The organism is Xanthomonas sp. NCPPB 2250 (assembly GCF_056725265.1).
In genome coordinates this window covers 4,653,230-4,672,613 of record NZ_CM161520.1, presented here as the reverse complement: position 1 = coordinate 4,672,613, position 19,384 = coordinate 4,653,230, and the positions used below count along the sequence as shown (strand labels likewise).

General features: G+C 69.4%; 21 protein-coding genes. 10 read left to right on the top strand and 11 right to left on the bottom strand.

The annotated features are described in order from the left end of the window. Positions 1-69: 69 nt before the first annotated feature. From AC1PMG_RS19100 to AC1PMG_RS19085, 4 genes are all read right to left on the bottom strand, one after another. Positions 70-771 (bottom strand): glycosyltransferase, encoded by a 702-nt coding sequence (locus tag AC1PMG_RS19100; protein ID WP_481109885.1) that lies wholly within the window; start codon positions 769-771, stop codon positions 70-72. A 64-nt stretch (positions 772-835) separates the two neighbouring features. Further along, positions 836-1,831 (bottom strand): aldo/keto reductase, encoded by a 996-nt coding sequence (locus AC1PMG_RS19095; RefSeq protein WP_150411032.1) that lies wholly within the window; start codon positions 1,829-1,831, stop codon positions 836-838. Positions 1,832-1,885: 54 nt separating this feature from the next. Continuing rightward, positions 1,886-2,305: a carboxymuconolactone decarboxylase family protein gene (locus AC1PMG_RS19090; RefSeq protein ID WP_481109884.1), complete on the bottom strand. Its 420-nt coding sequence runs from the start codon at positions 2,303-2,305 to the stop codon at positions 1,886-1,888. Between the two features lie 38 nt (positions 2,306-2,343). Further along, positions 2,344-3,411: an aldo/keto reductase gene (locus AC1PMG_RS19085; RefSeq protein ID WP_481109883.1), complete on the bottom strand. Its 1,068-nt coding sequence runs from the start codon at positions 3,409-3,411 to the stop codon at positions 2,344-2,346. A 145-nt stretch (positions 3,412-3,556) separates the two neighbouring features. Here AC1PMG_RS19085 and AC1PMG_RS19080 point away from each other — a divergent pair, with 145 nt between their 5' ends. Beyond that, positions 3,557-4,468: a LysR family transcriptional regulator gene (locus AC1PMG_RS19080; RefSeq protein ID WP_267112718.1), complete on the top strand. Its 912-nt coding sequence runs from the start codon at positions 3,557-3,559 to the stop codon at positions 4,466-4,468. 198 nt (positions 4,469-4,666) lie between these two features. Here AC1PMG_RS19080 and AC1PMG_RS19075 read toward each other — a convergent pair whose 3' ends face one another. Together AC1PMG_RS19075 and AC1PMG_RS19070 are read right to left on the bottom strand one after the other, a co-directional pair. After that, a complete protein-coding gene (locus AC1PMG_RS19075) occupies positions 4,667-5,236 on the bottom strand; it encodes a flavodoxin family protein (protein WP_152235744.1) in 570 nt (189 codons plus the stop codon). Positions 5,237-5,344: 108 nt separating this feature from the next. After that, on the bottom strand, positions 5,345-6,256 hold the full coding sequence (locus AC1PMG_RS19070) for a LysR family transcriptional regulator (protein WP_342073994.1): 912 nt from the start codon (positions 6,254-6,256) through the stop codon (positions 5,345-5,347). Between the two features lie 98 nt (positions 6,257-6,354). Between AC1PMG_RS19070 and AC1PMG_RS19065 the strand changes: the two genes are divergently transcribed. The 4 genes from AC1PMG_RS19065 to AC1PMG_RS19050 all read left to right on the top strand — a co-directional run bounded on the left by AC1PMG_RS19065 (position 6,355) and on the right by AC1PMG_RS19050 (position 10,435). Then, positions 6,355-6,756 (top strand): DoxX family protein, encoded by a 402-nt coding sequence (locus tag AC1PMG_RS19065; RefSeq protein WP_342073995.1) that lies wholly within the window; start codon positions 6,355-6,357, stop codon positions 6,754-6,756. Positions 6,757-6,790: 34 nt separating this feature from the next. Continuing rightward, on the top strand, positions 6,791-7,597 hold the full coding sequence (locus tag AC1PMG_RS19060; protein ID WP_342073996.1) for a DODA-type extradiol aromatic ring-opening family dioxygenase: 807 nt from the start codon (positions 6,791-6,793) through the stop codon (positions 7,595-7,597). A 94-nt stretch (positions 7,598-7,691) separates the two neighbouring features. Beyond that, positions 7,692-8,936, top strand: coding sequence for a putative DNA modification/repair radical SAM protein (locus tag AC1PMG_RS19055; RefSeq protein ID WP_481109882.1), 1,245 nt, complete (start codon positions 7,692-7,694; stop codon positions 8,934-8,936). 56 nt (positions 8,937-8,992) lie between these two features. Next, positions 8,993-10,435 (top strand): UdgX family uracil-DNA binding protein, encoded by a 1,443-nt coding sequence (locus AC1PMG_RS19050; RefSeq protein WP_481109881.1) that lies wholly within the window; start codon positions 8,993-8,995, stop codon positions 10,433-10,435. 123 nt (positions 10,436-10,558) lie between these two features. On the opposite strand, the gene AC1PMG_RS19045 is transcribed toward AC1PMG_RS19050, so the two are convergent. From AC1PMG_RS19045 to AC1PMG_RS19035, 3 genes are all read right to left on the bottom strand, one after another. Further along, a complete protein-coding gene (locus AC1PMG_RS19045; RefSeq protein WP_342073999.1) occupies positions 10,559-11,149 on the bottom strand; it encodes a fasciclin domain-containing protein in 591 nt (196 codons plus the stop codon). Positions 11,150-11,403: 254 nt separating this feature from the next. Further along, on the bottom strand, positions 11,404-12,021 hold the full coding sequence (locus AC1PMG_RS19040) for a pentapeptide repeat-containing protein (protein ID WP_481109880.1): 618 nt from the start codon (positions 12,019-12,021) through the stop codon (positions 11,404-11,406). Between the two features lie 246 nt (positions 12,022-12,267). Beyond that, the gene (locus AC1PMG_RS19035) at positions 12,268-12,936 is read right to left on the bottom strand and encodes a class I SAM-dependent methyltransferase (protein ID WP_481109879.1); all 669 of its coding nucleotides are present in this window, start codon (positions 12,934-12,936) and stop codon (positions 12,268-12,270) included. 166 nt (positions 12,937-13,102) lie between these two features. On the opposite strand from AC1PMG_RS19035, the gene AC1PMG_RS19030 reads away from it, so the two are divergent. Next, on the top strand, positions 13,103-14,740 hold the full coding sequence (locus tag AC1PMG_RS19030; protein WP_342074001.1) for a Na+/H+ antiporter: 1,638 nt from the start codon (positions 13,103-13,105) through the stop codon (positions 14,738-14,740). Positions 14,741-14,941: 201 nt separating this feature from the next. On the opposite strand, the gene AC1PMG_RS19025 is transcribed toward AC1PMG_RS19030, so the two are convergent. Continuing rightward, positions 14,942-15,421 carry an Lrp/AsnC family transcriptional regulator gene (locus AC1PMG_RS19025; protein WP_481109878.1) on the bottom strand — a complete coding sequence of 160 codons (480 nt, stop codon included), beginning with the start codon at positions 15,419-15,421 and terminating at the stop codon, positions 14,942-14,944. A 111-nt stretch (positions 15,422-15,532) separates the two neighbouring features. Between AC1PMG_RS19025 and AC1PMG_RS19020 the strand changes: the two genes are divergently transcribed. The 3 genes from AC1PMG_RS19020 to AC1PMG_RS19010 all read left to right on the top strand — a co-directional run bounded on the left by AC1PMG_RS19020 (position 15,533) and on the right by AC1PMG_RS19010 (position 18,337). Next, positions 15,533-16,462, top strand: coding sequence for a DMT family transporter (locus AC1PMG_RS19020; protein ID WP_481109877.1), 930 nt, complete (start codon positions 15,533-15,535; stop codon positions 16,460-16,462). A gap of 169 nt (positions 16,463-16,631) precedes the next feature. Continuing rightward, positions 16,632-17,579 (top strand): ABC transporter ATP-binding protein, encoded by a 948-nt coding sequence (locus AC1PMG_RS19015; RefSeq protein WP_342074004.1) that lies wholly within the window; start codon positions 16,632-16,634, stop codon positions 17,577-17,579. Further along, positions 17,576-18,337 carry an ABC transporter permease gene (locus AC1PMG_RS19010; RefSeq protein WP_017907655.1) on the top strand — a complete coding sequence of 254 codons (762 nt, stop codon included), beginning with the start codon at positions 17,576-17,578 and terminating at the stop codon, positions 18,335-18,337. The genes AC1PMG_RS19015 and AC1PMG_RS19010 overlap by 4 nt, the downstream gene beginning before the upstream one ends. Positions 18,338-18,394: 57 nt before the next feature. Here AC1PMG_RS19010 and AC1PMG_RS19005 read toward each other — a convergent pair whose 3' ends face one another. Next, complete coding sequence (locus AC1PMG_RS19005; RefSeq protein WP_010343635.1) at positions 18,395-18,637, bottom strand: DUF3297 family protein; 243 nt, start codon at positions 18,635-18,637, stop codon at positions 18,395-18,397. Positions 18,638-18,786: 149 nt separating this feature from the next. Here AC1PMG_RS19005 and AC1PMG_RS19000 point away from each other — a divergent pair, with 149 nt between their 5' ends. Next, positions 18,787-19,332: a DUF6630 family protein gene (locus AC1PMG_RS19000; protein ID WP_017907656.1), complete on the top strand. Its 546-nt coding sequence runs from the start codon at positions 18,787-18,789 to the stop codon at positions 19,330-19,332. Positions 19,333-19,384 lie beyond the last annotated feature (52 nt).

Genomic DNA, 19,384 nt, shown 5'->3' with positions numbered 1-19,384 from the left:
AAGTCGTCCGCGTCGGCCGCAACCGCGTTGCCGACCCAACCCAACCTGTGCGGAAATGGGCAGCGCGTCCTAACGGCCGCGGCGCTGCCCGTACCAGAAGCCGAGGCCGTCGCGCGAGCGCAGCAGGCTGCGGCCGCGGCGCAGCAACTGCAGCAGCAGTCCCAGGTGCTCGCGCTTGCTGAAGCTGCGCAGCTTGCGGTCGGAGGTGTGCACCGGCTCGCGCAGGATCACGAAGCGTCCCTGCCGCGCCAGTGCGCGGCTCAGCGCCACGTCTTCGCCCGCGTAGTAGCGCTCGTCGAAGCCGCCGGCGGCGACGAAGGCACTGCGCGTGCAGAACAGGAAGCAGCCGGGGGCGATGCCGGTGCAGCGGAACAGCCAGCCGAACAGCGCCTGGGCCAGGCGTTCGTGCCAGGCGATGTCGCCGAGCAGGCGCACCTGCGCGCCGCCGCCGACCGCACCGGTGCCGAGCGCGCGCAGCGCCGCGGCCAGCAGCGGAGTGTTGACCCGGGTGTCGGCATCGACGAACAGCAGATGGCGGCCGTGGCTGGCGGCGGCGCCGGCATTGCGCACGGCGGCGATGTGCCGCAGTTCCACCTCCAGCACCTGCGCGCCGTGCCGGCGCGCGATCTCGGCGGTAGCGTCGCGGCAGGCATCGGCGACCACCAGCGTCTCGCAGTCCAGCCGCAGCGCCTGGGCGGCGACATGCAGCGAGGCCAGCGTGTCGCCGATCAGGGCGGCTTCGTCGTGCGCGGGGACGATGAAGGAGATCACCCCCGCATCATGCGGGGCCGGCGCGGCGCGGGCAATCGACCCGCGCCGCGGCCGGGGGCGCGGTTCAGCCCTGCAGCGCGCCGCGCGAGGCGGCGGGGTAGCGATGGCCGGCGGCGGCATCGGCGGGGAAGATCGCCTCGATCTGCGCCAGCTCCTCGGCGCTCAGCTTCACCTGCAGCGCGCCCAGGTTTTCCTCCAGGTAGGCTAGGCGCTTGGTGCCCGGGATCGGCACCAGGTCCTCGCCCTGCGCCAGCACCCAGGCCAGCGCCAACTGGCCCGGGGTCACGCCCTTGGCCTGCGCCAGTTCGCGTACCCGCTCCACCAGTTGCAGGTTGCGGTCGAAGTTCTCGCCCTGGAAGCGCGGCGAATGGCGCCGGTAGTCGTCGGCCTCGAAGTCCTCCGGCGAACGGATCGCGCCGGTCAGGAAGCCGCGGCCCAGCGGCGAGTACGGCACGAAGCCGATGCCCAGCTCGCGCACCGTGTCCAGCACGCCGTCGTGTTCCGGATCGCGCGACCACAGCGAATACTCGCTCTGCAGCGCGGTGATCGGGTGCACCGCGTGCGCGCGGCGGATGGTGGCGGCGGCGGCCTCGGACAGGCCGAGGAAACGCACCTTGCCCTGTTCCACCAGCCGCGCCATCGCCCCGACCGTGTCCTCGATCGGCACGTTCGGATCCACCCGGTGCTGGTAGTACAGGTCGATGTGGTCCACGCCGAGTCGGCGCAGGCTGGCCTCGCAGGCTGACTGCACGTATTCCGGGCGGCCGTCGATGCCGCGCGCGGCCGGGTCGTTGGGGTCGAGCTTGATGCCGAACTTGGTCGCCAGCACGACCTGGTCGCGGCGCCCGGCCAGCGCCTTGCCGACCAGCACTTCGTTGGTGTGCGGGCCGTACATGTCGGCGGTGTCGATGAGGCTGACGCCGTGCTCGATCGCGGCATGGATGACCGCGATCGAGGCGGCGTCGTCGCTGCGGCCGCCGTAGAACGCGCTCATGCCCATGCAGCCGAGGCCGAGGGCGGAGACGCGGGGGCCGTTGCGGCCGAGGGTGCGGGTTTGCATGGAGGATGCTCCTGAGGGGGAGGGGAGGGAAAGCGTGGCCGCCGGGCGGTTCGCTCAGGGTGAGGACGGGCCCAGCGTGTCGCGGGCGACGGCCAGGGCGTTGAGCGCGGTGGGGAAGCCGACGTAGGCGTACAACTGGTCGAGCACGGCGAAGATCTCCGCACGGCTGGCGCCTGCCGCCTGCGCGGCGCGCAGGTGCAGGCGCAACTGCGGTTCCGCATGGCCGAGGCTGGCCAGTACCGCCACCGTGACCAGTTCGCGGGTCTTCAGGTCCAGCGCGCTGTCGGCGCGGTAGATCTCGGCGAAGGCGATGGCGGCGCCGCGGCCGCTCAGCGCGGTGTCCGCGTCGTCGGCCAGGGCGCGGATCGCCGCGCCCTGCTGCGGACCCATCAGCGCGGCGATCTGCGCGATGCCGGCCGCTTCGGCCTCGGCCAGGGTCATGTTGCTCGGCAATGTGGTCGTGGTGGATGCCATGCGACGGTGCTCGTGCGCGAGGGGGAGGGTCGCCGCGCTCAGCGCGGCTGGATGCGGGTGCCGCCGCTGAGCAAGGCCTGCGGATTCGGCGAGGCCAGGAAGTCGTGCGGGAAGCCCAGTTCGATCGCGCTGGCGGCATCCAGCCGCTGCAGCGCTTCGGCATCCAGGTGCAGGGTCAGCGCGCCCAGGTTGTCCTGCAGTTGCGCCACGCTGCGTGCGCCGACGATCGGCATCGCCCCGCGTGCCAGCAGCCAGGCCAGCGCCACCTGCGCCGGCGAGCGCCGCAATTCGGCGGCCAGCGCCACCACCGTCTCGGCCACCGCCAGCGCATGCTCGTTGAAGGTGCGTTGCGAATGCGCGACCTCGGCGCGGCCCACGCCATCGACCTGCGCGCCGCCGGAGGCGGCCGCGCGCACCCGCGCCAGATCGGCGGCACCGTACTTGCCGGTGAGCACGCCCATCGCCAGCGGCGACCAGGCCAGCACCGACATGCCCAGCGCCTCGGCCATCGGCACCAGCTCGCGCTCGACCGTGCGCTGCGCCAGCGAGTATTCGATCTGCAGGGCGACGAACGGCGTCCAGCCGCGCAGGTCGGCCAGGGTCTGCATGCGCGCCACCTGCCAGGCCGGCGTGTCGGAGATGCCGGCGTAGAGGATCTTGCCGGCGCGCACCAGGTCGTCGAAACCGCGCATGACTTCGTCGATGCCGGTGGTGCCGTCCCAGGCGTGCAGGTACAGCACATCCAGATAATCGGTGCCCAGCCGCGCCAGGCTGGCGTCGACCGAGCGCAGCAGCGCCTTGCGGTGGTTGCCACCGCCGTTGGGGTCGCCGGGGAAGGGATTGAGCGCGAACTTGCTGGCGATCACCAGGCGGTCGCGGCGGCCGGCGACGAAGCGCCCGAGCAGGGTCTCGGCGCTGCCGTTGGTGTAGATGTTGGCGGTGTCGAGGAAGTTGCCGCCGGCATCGACATACAGGTCGAACAGCCGGCGTGCCTCGGCTTCGTCCGCGCCCCATCCCCAGTCGGCACCGAAGGTCATGGTGCCCAGGCACAGCGGGCTGACGCGCAGGCCGGAACGGCCGAGCAGGCGGTAGTGATCGAGTGCCATCGCAGCGGTCTCCAGGTGGGGTGCGGGCACTGTAGGCGCCGCGTCGCCACGGATAAATCCGGGTAATCCGCATGTGCTTTGAAGGTGTGCTAAACAATGGCGGGCGCGCCTGCCGCGTCCGTCCTTCCACTGCCGCCCACTCGCCATGCACCGTCCACCGCCGCTGTCCGCCGTCGTCGCCTTCGTCCGCGTCGCCCACCATGGCAGCTTCACCCGCGCCGCCGCCGAGCTGGGCGTCTCGCCGTCGGCGCTGTCGCAGACGTTGCGCGCGCTGGAGGCGCAGCTGGGCGCACGCCTGCTCAACCGCACCACCCGCCGGGTCGGCCTGAGCGAGCATGGCGAGCGCTTCCTGCAGCGGGTAGCGCCGGGCCTGGCGCAGATCGACGCGGCCTTCGCCGACCTGGATTTCCTGCGCGACCGCCCGGCCGGCACGCTGCGCATCAACCTGCCGCTGGTGGCCGCCGAGCAACTGGTGTGCCCGCAGCTGCCGGCGTTCCTCGCGCGCTATCCCGAGGTCAGCGTGGAGTTGTATTCGGACCGGACCCTGGCCGACATCGTCGCCGGCGGCTTCGACGCCGGCATCCGCCTGGGCGAGAGCCTGGCGCGCGACATGATCGCGGTGCCGCTGGGACCGCCGCAGCGGCAGACGGTGGTGGCCGCGCCGGCGTACTTCGCTGCGCACGGAGTACCGCGCACGCCGGCCGAACTGGCCGCGCACGACTGCATCCGCTGGCGGCGCACCGACGGCCGCCTGCAGGCCTGGGAGTTCACCCGCGACGGCCACGATTTCCTGGTCGAAGTCAGCGGGCGGCTGGTGGTCAACGACACCGCGGTCGGCCTGGACGCCGCGCGCCGCGGTCTGGGCCTGGGCCAGGCGTTCGAGTGGCAGGTGGCCGCCGACGTCGCCGCCGGCCGCTTGCAGCAGGTGCTGGACGACTGGCACGCGCCGTTCGCCGGCTGGCACATCTACTACCCGGCGCGCGAACACCTGCCGCCGAAGCTGCGCGTGTTCATCGACCATCTGCGCGCGGCGCATGCGGTGGGCGGCCCGGCGTAGCGCGACGGTGCTGGCCGAGGGCCGGCGCATGGCGAGATCGGGATGCAGAGAACACGCGGCAGCGCCGCAGCGCGAGGGCATTGTCCCCTCGAAGACGCGCCCGACCGGCAAGGCCGGGCGCCGCAGGGGCATCGCATCGCCCGGAGACCGCCGCGATCGCGATGAGGGTGCCGCCCTTTGCGGGCGGCACCGCCGGACTCAGCCCTTGAGCTTGGCCGCGAACTCGGCCACGCGCTTGCCGAGCAGGCGCGCGGTTTCCAGGTCGCCGCTGCGCGGCGCCTCGTCCGGCGAGGCGTCGGACGGCGAGATCGCCAGCGCACCGCCGGAGCCGGCGGTCCAGTTCACGTCGTCGGGGCCGTGCGCCTTGGTGTTGGACGGCAGCAGGCCGGTGCCGACCCAGATCTGGCCGTGCTGCTGGGCCAGGGTCCAGAAGTATTCGATGGTGGCGAACTTGTCGCCGTTGACCGAGGCCGAGTTGGTGAAGCCGGCGGCGATCTTGTCCTTCCAGGCCTGCGAGAACCACGGCTTGGAGCTGGCGTCGGCGAATTTCTTGAACTGCCAGGCCGGGCCGCCCATGTAGGTCGGGCTGCCGTAGACGATGGCGTCGGCCTGGCCGATGGCCTCCCAGGCGCCGTCGGGCAGGTTGCCGTCCTGGTCGATGCGGTACAGCGTGGCCTCGCCGACGCTGGCGGCGCCGGCGTGCACGGCCTCGGCCTGCTTGACGGTGTGGCCGTAGCCGCTGAAGTAGACGATCGCGATCTTGCTCATAAGCGGACTCCTGAGGGTGAGGGGGAAAAGCGCTGGCATTGTGCGCATGCGCGGCGGCCGCGATCAGCGCCATCGGCGGGATGTTGTGTCCGGTCCGCGCGCCGCGGTTCAGCTCTCGGCCGGGGAGCGCATCGTGCGGTCGATGCCCACTTCGACCAGGTAATCGATGAAGCTGCGCACCTTCGGCGCCAGGTGGCTGCGGCTGGCGTACACCGCGTAGACGCCGATCGGCCCGATCCCGTACTCGGGCAGCACCCGCACCAGGCGGCCGTCCTCCAGTTCCTTTTCCGCGATGAAGTCCGGCTGCAGGACGATGCCCATGCCGGCGACGGCGGCTTCGCGCAGCACGTCGCCGCTGTTGGCCCGCAGCCCGCCCTGGATGCGCACCCGGGTCTCGCCGTCGGGACCTTGCAGGGCGAGCTCGTCGGCGATCGGCGCATAGCTGTAGCTCAGGAGCTCGTGCCCGGCGAGGTCGGCGGGCAGGCGCGGCACGCCGGCCCGCGCCAGGTAGGCCGGCGAGGCGCACAGACACGCCGGCACCTCGCCGAGCTTGCGCGCGATCAGGGTCGGGGTGACCTGGCGGGTGATGCGGATCGCCATGTCGTAGCCTTCCTCGACGATGTCCACCAGCCGGTCCGACAGCGACAGGTCCAGCATCACCTGCGGATAGCGCGCGCGATAGCCGGCCAGGCGTGGCCCCAGCCGGGCGATGGCGAAGCTGAAGGGCGCGTTGATCCGCAGCGTGCCGGAGGGCGTCAGCGCCTGCTCGCCGACGGCCGCCTCCATGTCGTCGAACTCGGCCAGCAGCAACTGGCAGCGCTGGTAATACGCCGCGCCGACGCTGCTCGGGCTGACCCGGCGGGTGGTGCGGTTGAGCAGGCGCAGGCCGAGCCGCTTTTCCAGCCACGCCACCTGGCGGGTGACGCTGGCGGTGGACATGCCGAGTGCCTCGGCCGCGGCGTTGAAGCCGTTGCGGTCGACTACGGCGACGAACACGCGCATCGCGTCGAGCGTATCCATTGTTGCGGATCCTGAAATTAATTCCCGAAATCACGATAATTTATTCGTGGTGGCGCTGGGAATAGCCTGTGCGGGTCCCTTCCCATCGGAGATCGTTCATGTCCGCTCCCGTGTCCCGCCTGGCGCCCTACGGCGCCACCCTGCTGCGCCTGGCGCTGGGCGTGCTGTTCCTGGCGCATGCGCTGACCAAGCTGCTGGTGTTCAGCCCGGCCGGCACCGCCGCCTACTTCGTTTCGCTCGGTTTGCCCGGCGCACTGGCCTATGTGGCGATGACACTGGAATTCGTCATCGCCGCGGCATTGTTGCTCGGCCTGTACGCGCGCTGGGTTGGACTGCTCGGCATCCCGCTGCTGCTGGGCACCATCGTCAGCGTGCATGGCGCCAACGGCTTCGGCTTCGCCAATCCCGGGGGCGGCTGGGAGTACCCGGCGTTCTGGGCGCTGGCGCTCGTGGTGCTGTTCCTGATCGGCGACGGCCGATTCGCATTGCGCACGCGCTGAGCGCGGCGCCCCCTTTCCTGTGTGGAGACCTGCCATGGCACGTTTGCCTTCCCTGTACATCTCGCACGGTTCGCCGATGACCGCGCTGCAGCCCGGCCTGGTCGGCACACGGCTGGCCGAACTGGCGGCGACGCTGCCGCGGCCGCGCGCCATCGTGCTGGCGTCGGCGCACTGGCTGGGCCGGCGGCCGCTGGTCGGCGCCGCGGCGCAGCCGCAGACCATCCACGACTTCGGCGGCTTCCCGCAGGCGCTGTACGCGATGCAGTACCCGGCGCCGGGCGCCCCGGCCGTGGCCCAGCAGGTCGCCGAGCTGCTGGCGCAGGCCGGGCTGGCGCCGGTGCTGGACGAGCGTCGCGGGCTGGACCACGGCGTGTGGGTGCCGCTGTCGCTGCTCTACCCGCAGGCCGACATCCCGGTGGTGCCGCTGTCGATCCAGCCGGAACTCGGGCCGGAACACCACCTGGCGCTGGGCCGCGCACTGGCGCCGCTGCGCGAGGACGGTGTGCTGGTGATCGGCTCGGGCAGCATCACCCACAACCTGCACGACTTCGGTCGCTACGCCGAGGGCAAGGAAGTGCCCTACGTGCGTCCGTTCATCGAATGGACCGAGCAGGCGTTGCGCCGCGACGACGTGCCGGCGATGCTCGACTACCGCCGGCAGGCGCCGTTCGCCGCGCGCGCGCATCCCACCGACGAGCACTGGCTGCCGATCTACGTGGCGATGGGCGCGGCCGGGGCGGAGGGACTGGGCGCGCAGCGCATCGATGCGGGGATCGACGCCGGCCTGCTGGCGATGGACATCTACCGCTTCGACGGCGCCGCGGCGCGTGCGGCGGCCTGAACGCCAGGAGGTCGACCTGAGCGATTCATCGCGGTGAAGGTCGCAGCGCATCCGCGTCTCACCGTTTGAGACGCGGACCCGGCATCGTCGGCCGGTGAATACCCTCGAAAAACTCGCCGTGCTCGCCGACGCGGCCAAGTACGACGCGTCCTGCGCCTCCAGCGGCGCCGACAAGCGCCATTCGCTGCGCAGCGGCGGCATCGGCAGCACCGAGGGCATGGGCATCTGCCATTCGTACACGCCCGACGGGCGCTGCGTGTCGCTGCTGAAGATCCTGCTGACCAACTTCTGCGTGTTCGACTGCGCGTACTGCGTCAACCGCGTGTCCAGCAACGTGCGCCGCGCGCGCTTCACCCCGGCCGAAGTGGTCAAGCTGACCCTGGATTTCTACAAACGCAACTACATCGAAGGCCTGTTCCTCTCCAGCGGCATCATCCGCAACAGCGACTACACCATGGAGCAACTGGTGGAAGTGGCGCGGCAGCTGCGCGAGGAGCACCGCTTCGCCGGCTACATCCATCTCAAGACCATTCCCGACGCGGCGCCGGAACTGCTCGCCGCCGCCGGCCGTTACGCCGACCGACTCAGCATCAACGTCGAACTGCCGACGGAAGGCGGTCTGGCGCAATTGGCGCCGGAGAAGAACGTCGGCGGCATCCGGGCGGCGATGGGCGAGCTGCGCTGGCGCATCGAGGAGAGCAAGGAGGCGCGCAAGGCCGAAACCCGCGTCCGCGCCAAGCCGCCGCGCTTCGCCCCGGCCGGGCAGAGCACGCAGATGATCGTCGGCGCCGATGGCGCCGACGATCGCGCGATCCTGCATACCAGCCACAATCTCTACGGCAACTATCGCCTGCGCCGGGTCTACTACTCCGCGTTCAGTCCGATTCCCGACGCCTCCAGCAAGCTGCCGCTGCAGGCGCCGCCGTTGCAGCGCGAGCACCGCCTGTACCAGGCCGACTGGCTGCTGCGGTTCTACGACTTCTCGGTGGAGGAGATCGCCCCGCCCACCACCAGCGGCATGCTCGATCTGGACGTGGACCCCAAGCTGGCCTGGGCGCTGCGCAACCCCGAACGCTTCCCGGTGGATCTCAACACCGCCGCGCGCGAGTTGTTGTTGCGCGTGCCGGGGCTGGGCACCCGCAACGTCGAGCGTTTGCTGCTGGCAAGGCGGCATGCGCGGCTGCGGGTCGAGGATCTGGCGCGGTTGCGGGTGCCGCTGAAGAAGTTGCTGCCATTCGTCAGTGTGCTCGATCACCATCCGCGGCAGCGGCTGGACGATCCGCAGCGGCTGCGTGCGCAACTGGCGCCGGCACCGCGGCAGGGTGGCTTGTTTGATTGACCCGATGGGCACGGTCTGTTGCGTTCGGCGCGCCGGAGCGATGCAGCGAGCGGGCCGTGTTCCAGGCTGAGGTGGTGCCACCGTGGAGCCTGGAAGCGTGGCGGGCGGTGGCGCGGGCGGCGTGGTGCGCGCAGGTGGCGCCGGAGACGCTGGCCTGGGACGGCGACGCGCAGGGCGGCCTGCTGGTCGGCACCGACGTCGCGACGCTGCCGGCGCAGGTGCCGCCGCCGCGGGTGTCGGCCGAGTTCCTGGCGCTGGCCGGCGTGGTGCTGTGCCATCGCGATCCGCAGCGGCATGCGCTGCTGTACCGGCTGCTGTGGCGCATCGCCGGCGGCGAGCGCGCGCTGCTGCAGCGGGTCACCGATGCCGATGTGCACCGCGCACAGCAATGGGCGCAGGCGGTGCGCCGCGACAGCCACAAGATGAAGGCGTTCGTGCGCTTCCGTGAGGTGCCGGGCGAGCAGGAGGCGTACATCGCCTGGTTCGAGCCGGAGCACCACATCGTCGATCGGGTGGCGCCGTTCTTCGCGCGGCGCTTCGCCGGCATGCGCTGGGCGATCCTCACCCCGTACCGCAGCGTGCGCTGGGACGGCGAGACGCTGCAGTTCGGCGCCGGCGCGCAGCGTGCCGATGCGCCGGCCGACGACGCGCAGGACACGCTGTGGCGCACCTACTACGCCAACATCTTCAATCCGGCGCGGCTCAATCCGACGATGATGCGCCAGGAGATGCCGCAGAAGTACTGGAAGCATCTGCCGGAGGCGCAGCTGCTGCCGACGCTCATCCGCGATGCGGGGCAGCGCGTGCGCGAGATGGCCGAGCGCGCGCCCGAACCGGTGCGGCGGCGCATTCCCGCGCCGGCACCGGCGCCGGTGGTGGCCGCCGACGACAGTCTCGACGCGCTGCGCGCGGCGGCGCGTGACTGCCGCCGTTGTCCGCTGTGGCAGCCGGCGACCCAGACCGTGTTCGGCGAAGGTCCGCAGGATGCCGCGGTGATGGTGGTGGGCGAGCAGCCCGGCGACGAGGAGGACCTGAGCGGGCGTCCCTTCGTCGGCCCGGCCGGGCGCTTGTTCGACCGCGCGCTGCAGGAGCTGGGTGTCGAACGTGCAGGCCTGTACGTCACCAACGCGGTCAAGCATTTTCGCTTCGAGCAGCGCGGCAAGGCGCGGCTGCACCGCAATCCCGAGCGTGCCCATGTCGAGGCCTGCCGGATGTGGCTGGCCGGCGAACTGGCGCGGGTGCGTCCGCGTATCGTGCTGTGCCTGGGCGCGACCGCGGCGCGCGCGGTGCTGGGGAGCGGCTTCAAGCTGATGGCCCAGCGTGGGCAATGGCAGTCGCTGGACGACGGCACCCGCGCGCTGGCCACCGTGCATCCGTCGTGGGTGCTGCGCCAGCGCGGCGGCGAGGCGGGCGAGACCGCCTATCAAGGCTTCGTGCACGACTTGCGTGTGCTGGCAGCGCAGGTGCCGATGCCGCACGCAGGCGCTGCCGGCGACTGACGGTTCGTGCGGGTGGTCCGGTGGTTGTCGGCGTGGCGCGCGATCGCCGTTGGCTGCATGGGCGTGCAAAACGGGGACGGCCGTAGCCGCCCCCGCGATGCCAATGCACCCCCCGACGCGTGCTTACGGCATCAAAACCTTGTCCACCACGTGGATCACGCCATTGCTCTGCATCACGTCGGCGGTGGTGACGTGCGCGGTGTTGCCCTTGCTGTCGGTGAGCGTGACCTTGCCGCCGCGGGTCTTGGCGATCAGCGTTTCGCCCTGCACGGTGGTCAGCTTGGCGCTGCCGCCGCCGGCCTTGATCTGCGCCAGCAGCGCCGCCGCATCGAGCTTGCCGGGGACCACGTGGTAGGTCAGCACCTGGGTCAGCTTTTCCTTGTTCTCCGGCTTGAGCAGGGTGTCGACCGTGCCGGCCGGCAACGCGGCGAAGGCGGCATTGGTCGGCGCGAACACCGTGAACGGGCCTGCGCCCTTCAGCGTGTCCACCAGGCCGGCGGCCTTGACCGCGGCAACCAGGGTGGTGTGATCCTTGGAGTTGACCGCGTTGTCGATGATGTCCTTGGTGGCGTACATCGGTGCGCCGCCGACCATCGGATTCGGCTTGGCTTCGCTCATCGCGGCGTGGTCGTGCATCGCGGCCTGGCCGGGGGCGGCCATGGCGGGCAGGGAGACGAGGCCGGCGAGGGCCAGGGACAGCAAGTGGATCTTCATGGGCTTGCTCCTTGAAAGGGATGCGCGGCCAGTCGGCCGTGCACCTGTCTTTACGCGCCCTGCGCCGGCACGGTTGCATCACGCCGTCCAGATAATGCTGAACAGAGGAGCTGGCGGGTACCGCCGCTCGCATCCAGGGAGGATCAGGCGAGCGCCCTGTCGCACGGTGGTGCAGTTGCAAGGCCGGGCAGCGCTGTGGCGAATGGTCTAGCCGAGTGCAGGCGGTGCGTTATCTTCGGCCTGCGTTGACGAGATCACCGACACTGAGAAGGGATGTCCATATCCTCAAACTGGGCTGCCAGTGGCAGAACGTCAGCCTCAAACTTGGCGCCACGCAAGTCGCATTTCTTGAATTTCGCATCGGCAAAGATGCAGTTGATGAACGTCGATGCTCTGAATTCGACTCTGTCAAAGACAGCATCGGTGAAATCGCAGTTCATGAATTTTACCCGGCGGCCACCGTACTCCATTCCGCAAGTTCCACCGGTAAACCTGGCTTTGACGAAATCGGTTTTTTCGCAGATCGCATCATCCATGTTGATCACAAGCTTGCTTTTTGAAAATTTGCAGTTTTTTATTTCCGATCTGCACAAAAGGGCTCCGTTCAAGCTGGCACTTTCGAAGCTGACATTCATGAAGAAACTGTCGTTCGCACTTCCGGATATTTTCGAGTAAGACAGGTCGGTGTTGCTGATCCTCGATGCGAAGAGATTTGCGGCTTTTAACTGCTCCAGGATGGCAGATGGACCGATGGTGATGCCGGAAAGATCAGCGTCGCGAATGATCGGTCGTCCAGCCGCGATCGAATCAAGGCTGTCGATGATGCTCGCCAGATATTCATGGTTGCGCCATTTGGCGGTTGTGTTGTTCATGGGCGGCCGCCTCGGCGATGAATTGGCGGCATGATATCTGCCATGCCGTTATGTTGAAGCGCGGCTGCAGCTTCTGACGCGCGGCGAGGTTCTCACCCTGATTGCTGTCGGGTTAGCGTCCGGGATCGATGATCGGTGTGTTCGAAGTGCTTGTCTTGTTGGTCGGCCGGGATCATCCGCTCGATGGCGTTCTCTGAACGCCGCTTTCCGCTGCCGGCACGCGCTGGAGGGCCAAGGCGCGCCGGCTCAGCGGCGCTGCAGCACGTAGCTGTTCTCGAAGCCGTGGGCGCAGCCGAGCACATGGAAGTCGCCGAAGTAGCCGGCGGCGCGCAGCAGGTCCACCGCGGGACCGACCTCCGGCGAGTATTCCCAGTCGCCGTAGTCGTCGAACACCACGAATCCGCCGGACACCACGCTCGGCCCGTACAGCAGGAAGTCCAGCAGTACGTTGCGCCCGGTGTGGCCGCCGTCGATGTGCAACAGTGCCACCTTTGGCTCCATGGCGTAGAAGTGCTCGGCGCAGAACTCCGAATAGCCGCGGATGAAGCGCGCATTGGGCAGCAACTGCTGCCGATAGTGGTTGAACTCCTCGAACTGGTTCGGCAACGCGAACGGGTCCATGCCGATCACCCGGCGCTCGCGCCCGCAGACCTCGTTCATCAGCACCAGCGACTTGCCCTTCCACACCCCGATCTCCACCAGGTCGCCCGGCACGCCCTCCAGCAGCAGGCACAGATAGCCCAGCAGCCGCACATGGTCGTGGAAGGACAGCTCGCGCCGCTCCATCGCGTGCTCGGCCGGCAGGCCGGCCTGGGCCTGGACGAAGTGCTCGCCGATCAGGTCCCAGATCCGCGGAATGCTGCCTTCCGCCGCGTGTTCGTCGATGAAACGATTGAGTTCCTGGATGGTGAGCATGCGGTCTCCGGCGAAGAGGCGCCGGTGTCCGCCACCGGCTCTGTGGCCGGATAGTAGCGTGGACGCCGGCGCGCCCTACTGGACATCGCCGCCGTGGTGCGCTTTGCTTGCAGGCTCCCCCATTCATGGGCGGCGCCGCCGGCGTGGCGCTGCCGTCCGGACGAGCATGCATTCGATCGAAGTGGTGTTGGCGATGTTGCTGGCCGTGGTGGCCAGCGGCTACCTGGTGCGCGTACTGCCGTTCTCGCTGCCGTTGCCGCTGGTGCAGATCGGCCTGGGCGCGATCATCGCCGGCGTGTTCAAGAAGGGCTACGCGCTGGAGCCGGAACTGTTCTTCCTGCTGTTCCTGCCGCCGCTGCTGTTCCTGGACGGCTGGCGCATCCCCAAGCAGGGCCTGTTCCGCGACAAGGGCGTGATCCTGGAGCTGGCGCTGGGCCTGGTGGTATTCACCGTGATCGGCGCCGGCTTCCTGATCCACTGGATGATCCCGACCATGCCGCTGGCGGTGGCGTTCGCGCTGGCCGCGGTGGTGTCGCCCACCGATCCGATCGCGGTGTCCTCGATCGCGGCGCGCGCACCGATCCCCAAGCGGCTGATGCACATCCTGGAAGGCGAGTCGCTGCTCAACGACGCGTCCGGCCTGGTCTGCTTCCAGTTCGCGGTGGCCGCGGCGATCACCGGCACGTTCTCGCTGGCCGACGCCTCGCTGACCTTCCTGTGGGTGGCGCTGGTCGGCGTGGCCGCCGGCATCGCGGTGGTGGTCGGCACCAGCCTGGCGCAGCGCTGGGTGTGGCGCCAGGTCGGCGAGGAGCCGGGCGCGGCGATCCTGGTCAACCTGCTGCTGCCGTTCGCCGCCTACCTGCTGGCCGAGGCGATCAACGCCTCGGGCATCCTCGCCGCGGTCGCCGCCGGCATCGCCATGAGCTACGTGGAACTGAGCGGCCGCGCCCCGGGCAGCATGCGCGTGCAGCGCTCGGCGGTGTGGGACATGGTGCAGTTCACCCTCAACGGCATCATGTTCGTGCTGCTCGGCGAGCAGTTGCCCGGCATCGTGCAGGGCGCCATGCACAACATGGACGAAGCCGGACACCTGAACCCGTGGTGGCTGCCCGCCTATGCGCTGGCGATCTATGTCGGCCTGCTGTTGCTGCGCTTCCTGTGGGTGTGGCTGTCGCTGCGCTGGACCCTGCTCAAGGCGCGCCGCCGCGGCGAGGACCGGCAGAGCCCGCCGTGGCGGATCGTGGTGGCGACCTCGCTGGCCGGCGTGCGCGGCGCGATCACCCTGGCCGGCGTGCTGACCCTGCCGCTGGCCCTGCCCAGCGGCGCCGCGTTCCCCGCGCGCGACCTGGCGATCTTCCTGGCCAGCGCGGTGATCGTCACCTCGCTGCTGGTCGCCAGCATCGGGCTGCCGCGGCTGCTGCGCGGCCTGGAGCTGCCGGAAGAGCCCAACGACCAGCGGGAAGAGGACCTGGCCCGGCGCGAGTCCTCGCGCGCGGCGCTGGCGGCGGTGGAGAAGCTGCGCCAGCGGCTGGTGCAGGACAGCGAGCACGCCGACCTCTACAACGAGGCCGCCAACCGGGTCAGCGCGCTGTACCAGCGCCATCTCGACCACGGCGAGGCGATGGAGAGCGATCCGGAGGAGGCGCGGCGCCTGGACGCGGTGCTGCGCCAGCTGCGCCACGCCGGCCTGCAGGCCGAACGCCAGGAGCTGTTCAAGCTGACGCGCCAGCGCAAGATCTCCGACGAGATCGCGCGCCGGCTGATCCGCAATCTGGATCTGCTGGAGGCGCGGCGGAAGAGCTGAAAGGCCGGGGCCGGAGACCCGGGACCCGGGACCCAGGACCCGGGACCCGGAAAAGCGGGCTTCGCAGGCCGGACGCGTTGCTACCTGCGAAATGTGACGGCAACTGATCGTAGACAACGAGTCGCTGCTAGGCTTTTGCGGGTCCCGGGTCCCGGGTCCCGGGTCCCGGGTCCCGGCCTTCGCCGCGACTAGCGCATCGCGCTAGGCGTCCTCGACCAGCGGCGGCAGTCGCCTGCGGACCGGGGTCGACTTCACGATGGCGGAGTTGGTTTCGGCGCGATCGGTGACTTTTGCCAGGATGCTGTCCAGGTGCTCGATGTTGCGCAGGTACAGTCGGCAGATGAAGCAGTCTTCGCCGGTCACCTTGTCGCACTCGACGAACTCCGGGATGCGCTGCAGCAGTTCCTCCACCAGGTGCAACTGCCCGGGCAGCGGTTTGACCCGCACGATGGCCTGCAAGGTGTAGCCCAGCGCGCGCGGATCGAGCTCGACCGTGAATCCGGCGATCACGCCCTGGTGCTGCAGCCGGCGCACGCGGTCGGCGGTTGCCGGGGCCGACAGGCCGATCTGCCGGGCCAGTTCGCTGGTCGCCATGCGCGCATCCTGCGCCAGCGCGGCGAGGATGGCGCGGTCGGTCGCGTCGAGCGGGGCGATGGCAGGAGGGGAAAGGCGGTTTTGCACGGCGACCTTCCTTTCTTAGGTGAATTCCGTAGTGAGCCTAAGTTTAGGCATGTTTTCGCGGAATCCCCATTTCTACAATGGCTGCTGTTCGCAGCATCGAAAGGAACCGGGATGGCCTCCAATGAAATTCGCCGTGGTGCGGCCGAGATGGTCGTGGCCATGCTCATGTCCGGCACGATCGGCTGGCTGGTGGTGTCGTCGGGGCAGTCGCCGCTCAACGTGGTGTTTTTCCGCTGCCTGTTCGGCGCGGCCACCCTGCTCGTCTTCTGCGCGGCGCTGGGCCTGTTGCGGCGCAAGGCGTTCTCGCCGCGGATGCTGGCGCTGGTGCTGCTCGGCGGGATCGCCATCGTGGGGAACTGGCTGCTGCTGTTCGCCGCCTATGGCCGCGCCTCGATCTCGATGGCCACCGCGGTCTACAACACGCAGCCGTTCATGCTGGTCGGGCTCGGCGCACTCGTGTTCCGCGAGCGCATCAGCGCCTCGACCGTGGCGTGGCTGGCGGTGGCCTTCGTCGGCCTGGTGGGTGTGGTGCGCATCGCGCCGGCGGTGCTCGCGGTGCCGGGCGAGTACCTGCAGGGCGTCGCCCTGGCGCTCGGCGCCGCGTTTCTGTACGCGGTGTCGTCGATCGTCACCAAGCACCTGAAAGGCACGCCGCCGCACTTGCTCGCGCTGCTGCAACTGGGCATCGGCATCGTGTTGCTGGCGCCGTTCGTGCACTTCGATGCCTTGCCTGCCCGTCCCGGCCAGTGGCTGGACCTGGTCGTGCTCGGCGTGGTCAATACCGGGGTGATGTACGTGCTGCTGTACGGCGCCATCCAGAAGCTGCCCACCGCGATGATCGGGGCGCTGTCGTTCATCTATCCGGTGGTGGCGATCGCGGTCGATCGCATCGCCTTCGGGCAGTCGCTGGCGTGGACGCAGGTGCTCGGGGCGCTGCTGATCCTGCTGGCGGCGGCCGGGGTCAACTTCGGCTGGCGCGTGCTGCCGTGGCCGCGCCCTGCGCGACCGGCCGTCGGCGACGTCGACACCGGACAACGCTAACCAGGCGTCCACGGCCAAGACGGTCATGTTGCCCTGCGTTTGCAGGCACCGGCCGACGCACTGTCCCGCACGCGGGAGAGTGCTTCCGCCGGATCGGGATTTATCCATCACGAGCCGGCTTCTACCCTGGGAGCCGTTTCCGCAGCCGCCGCGCGCCCAGGGAGTTCCCGTGTCGCCGATCATTTCCGTGCAACAGCTCACCAAGACCTACGCCGGGGGGTTCCAGGCGCTCAAGGGCATCGACCTGGAGATCCATCGCGGCGAGATCTTCGCCCTGCTCGGCCCCAACGGTGCCGGCAAGACCACGCTGATCAGCATCATCTGCGGGCTGGTCAATCCCAGCAGCGGCCGGGTGCTGGCCGACGGCCACGATATCGTGCGCGACTACCGCGCCGCGCGCGGCAAGATCGGCCTGGTGCCGCAGGAACTGGCCACCGATGCGTTCGAGACGGTGTGGGCGACAGTGCGCTTCAGCCGCGGCCTGTTCGGCAAGCCGCGCGACGACGCGCACCTGGAGCGGGTGCTGCGCGAACTGTCGCTGTGGGACAAGCGCGGCAGCCGCATCTCCACCCTGTCCGGCGGCATGAAGCGGCGCGTGCTGATCGCCAAGGCGCTGGCGCACGAGCCGTCCATCCTGTTCCTGGACGAACCCACCGCCGGGGTCGACGTGGAGCTGCGCCACGACATGTGGCAGATGGTGCGGCGCCTGCGCGAGCAGGGCACCACCATCATCCTGACCACGCACTACATCGAGGAGGCCGAGGACATGGCCGACCGCGTCGGCGTGGTCAATCGCGGCGAACTGGTGCTGGTGGAGGACAAGCGCACGCTGATGCGCAAGCTCGGCAAGAAGCAACTGGCGCTGACCCTGCAGGCACCGCTGCACGCGTTGCCGCCGGCGCTGGCGGCGCAGCCATTGGAGCTGTCCGCCGACGGCACGACACTGACCTACACCTACGACGCGCAGGCCGCGCAGACCGGCATCGGCCCGCTGCTGCGGCAACTGGAGGCGCAGGGCGTGGAGATCAAGGATCTGCAGTCCAGCGAGAGTTCGCTGGAGGAGATCTTCGTCAACCTGGTGCGGCCAGCTGCTGCCGGCGCGGAGGCGCGCGCATGAACCTGCACGCGATCGCCGCGATCTACCGCTTCGAGATGGCGCGCACCTTCCGCACGCTGACCCAGTCCATCGCCTCGCCGGTGCTGTCGACCTCGCTGTACTTCGTGGTGTTCGGCGCGGCGATCGGTTCGCGCATGGGCGCCATCGACGGCATCAGCTACGGCGCCTACATCATCCCCGGGCTGGTGATGCTGTCGCTGCTCAGCGAAAGCATCTCCAATGCCTCGTTCGGCATCTACATGCCGCGCTGGGCCGGCACCATCTACGAGGTGCTGTCGGCGCCGGTGGCGTGGTGGGAGGTGGTGATCGGCTACGTCGGCGCGGCGGCGAGCAAGTCGGTGCTGCTGGGCCTGCTGATCCTGCTCACCGCACGCGCCTTCGTGCCGTACGAGATCGCGCATCCGCTGTGGATGTTCGGCTTCCTGGTGCTGACCGCGCTGACCTTCAGCCTGTTCGGCTTCATCATCGGCGTGTGGGCCGACGGGTTCGAGAAGCTGCAGGTGATCCCGCTGATGGTGATCACGCCGCTGACCTTCCTCGGCGGCAGTTTCTACTCGATCAACATGCTGCCGCCGCTGTGGCAGAAGATCAGCCTGTTCAACCCGGTGGTGTACCTGGTCAGCGGCTTCCGCTGGGCGTTCTACGGCAAGGCCGACGTGCACATCGCGGTCAGCCTGGGCATGACCCTGGCGTTCCTGGCGCTGTGCCTGGGCGTGGTGTGGGCGATCTTCCGCAGCGGCTACCGGCTCAAGCCCTGAGGCGCGGCGCCGGGGCCGCAGTATGCCGGCAGGCGCGGCGCCTGCCGGCGGTCGCGCTTACTTGGCGTCGAGCCAGAAGGCTTCGACCGTGCCCTTGACCTTCATGGTCATCGGGTTGCCGCGGCGGTCGCGCGCCTTGCCGACCTGGACGCGGATCCAGCCTTCGCTGATCGAGTACTCCTCGACGTTGTCGCGCTCCACGCCGTTGAAGCGGATGCCGACGCCGCGCGACAGCGTCTCGGCATCGTGGAAAGGGCTCTGCGGGCTGACCGCCAGGCGGTCGGGGGGCGTGTCGGACATCGTGGTGGCTTCGCGTGGCGGCGGACAGCGCCGTCTTCCGGGCTGCGAAGGATAAACGTCCGCGGCGCCGTTGCCGAGTTCCGCGCGCTTCCGTCGCCGCGGCGGGCACGGCACACTTGCACCTCCCCTTCCATCCGCCGGCTCACGCCATGCCCGACAACAGCACCGACTACGACGATCCCGACGATCTGCACGACGAGCTCGACGACGATCCGGATACCCAGCAAGGACTGATCTGGAACCTGCTGCTGCTGATCAATCCCGGCGACGAGGAAAGCGCGCTGCGTCAGTTCAACGCGTTCCGCGAAGCGCGCGCCGAGCACGAGGGCGAAGAGGACGACGGCTGGTTGTGGACGCTGAAGGATGCCATCGACTGGAGTGCCGGCTTCTACGTGGACTGGAAGGACACCGAGTCGCTGATCGGCGCGATCGACGAACTGGCGACGCGCTGGAACCTGCGCATCGATTGGGGCGGCGACGTGGACGACGAGGACTTCCTCGACAGCCATGACGTGCCGGCGCTGCTGAACGTGGCGTACGACCGTCTGCGCGAACACGGCTACACCCTCTGGTGCTGGGATACCGAGGGCGATGCGTACGCCGGGTGGATGGCGCTCAGCCGCGACGACGAGGACATGCGGCGCCTGGCCGCGCTGCTGGACATCGAACTGCGCCCGGGCAGCGATCCGTTCTAGGCGGACGTGGTCACGCCCGCCGCCCTGTCGCAGGAGCGGCTTCAGCCGCGAC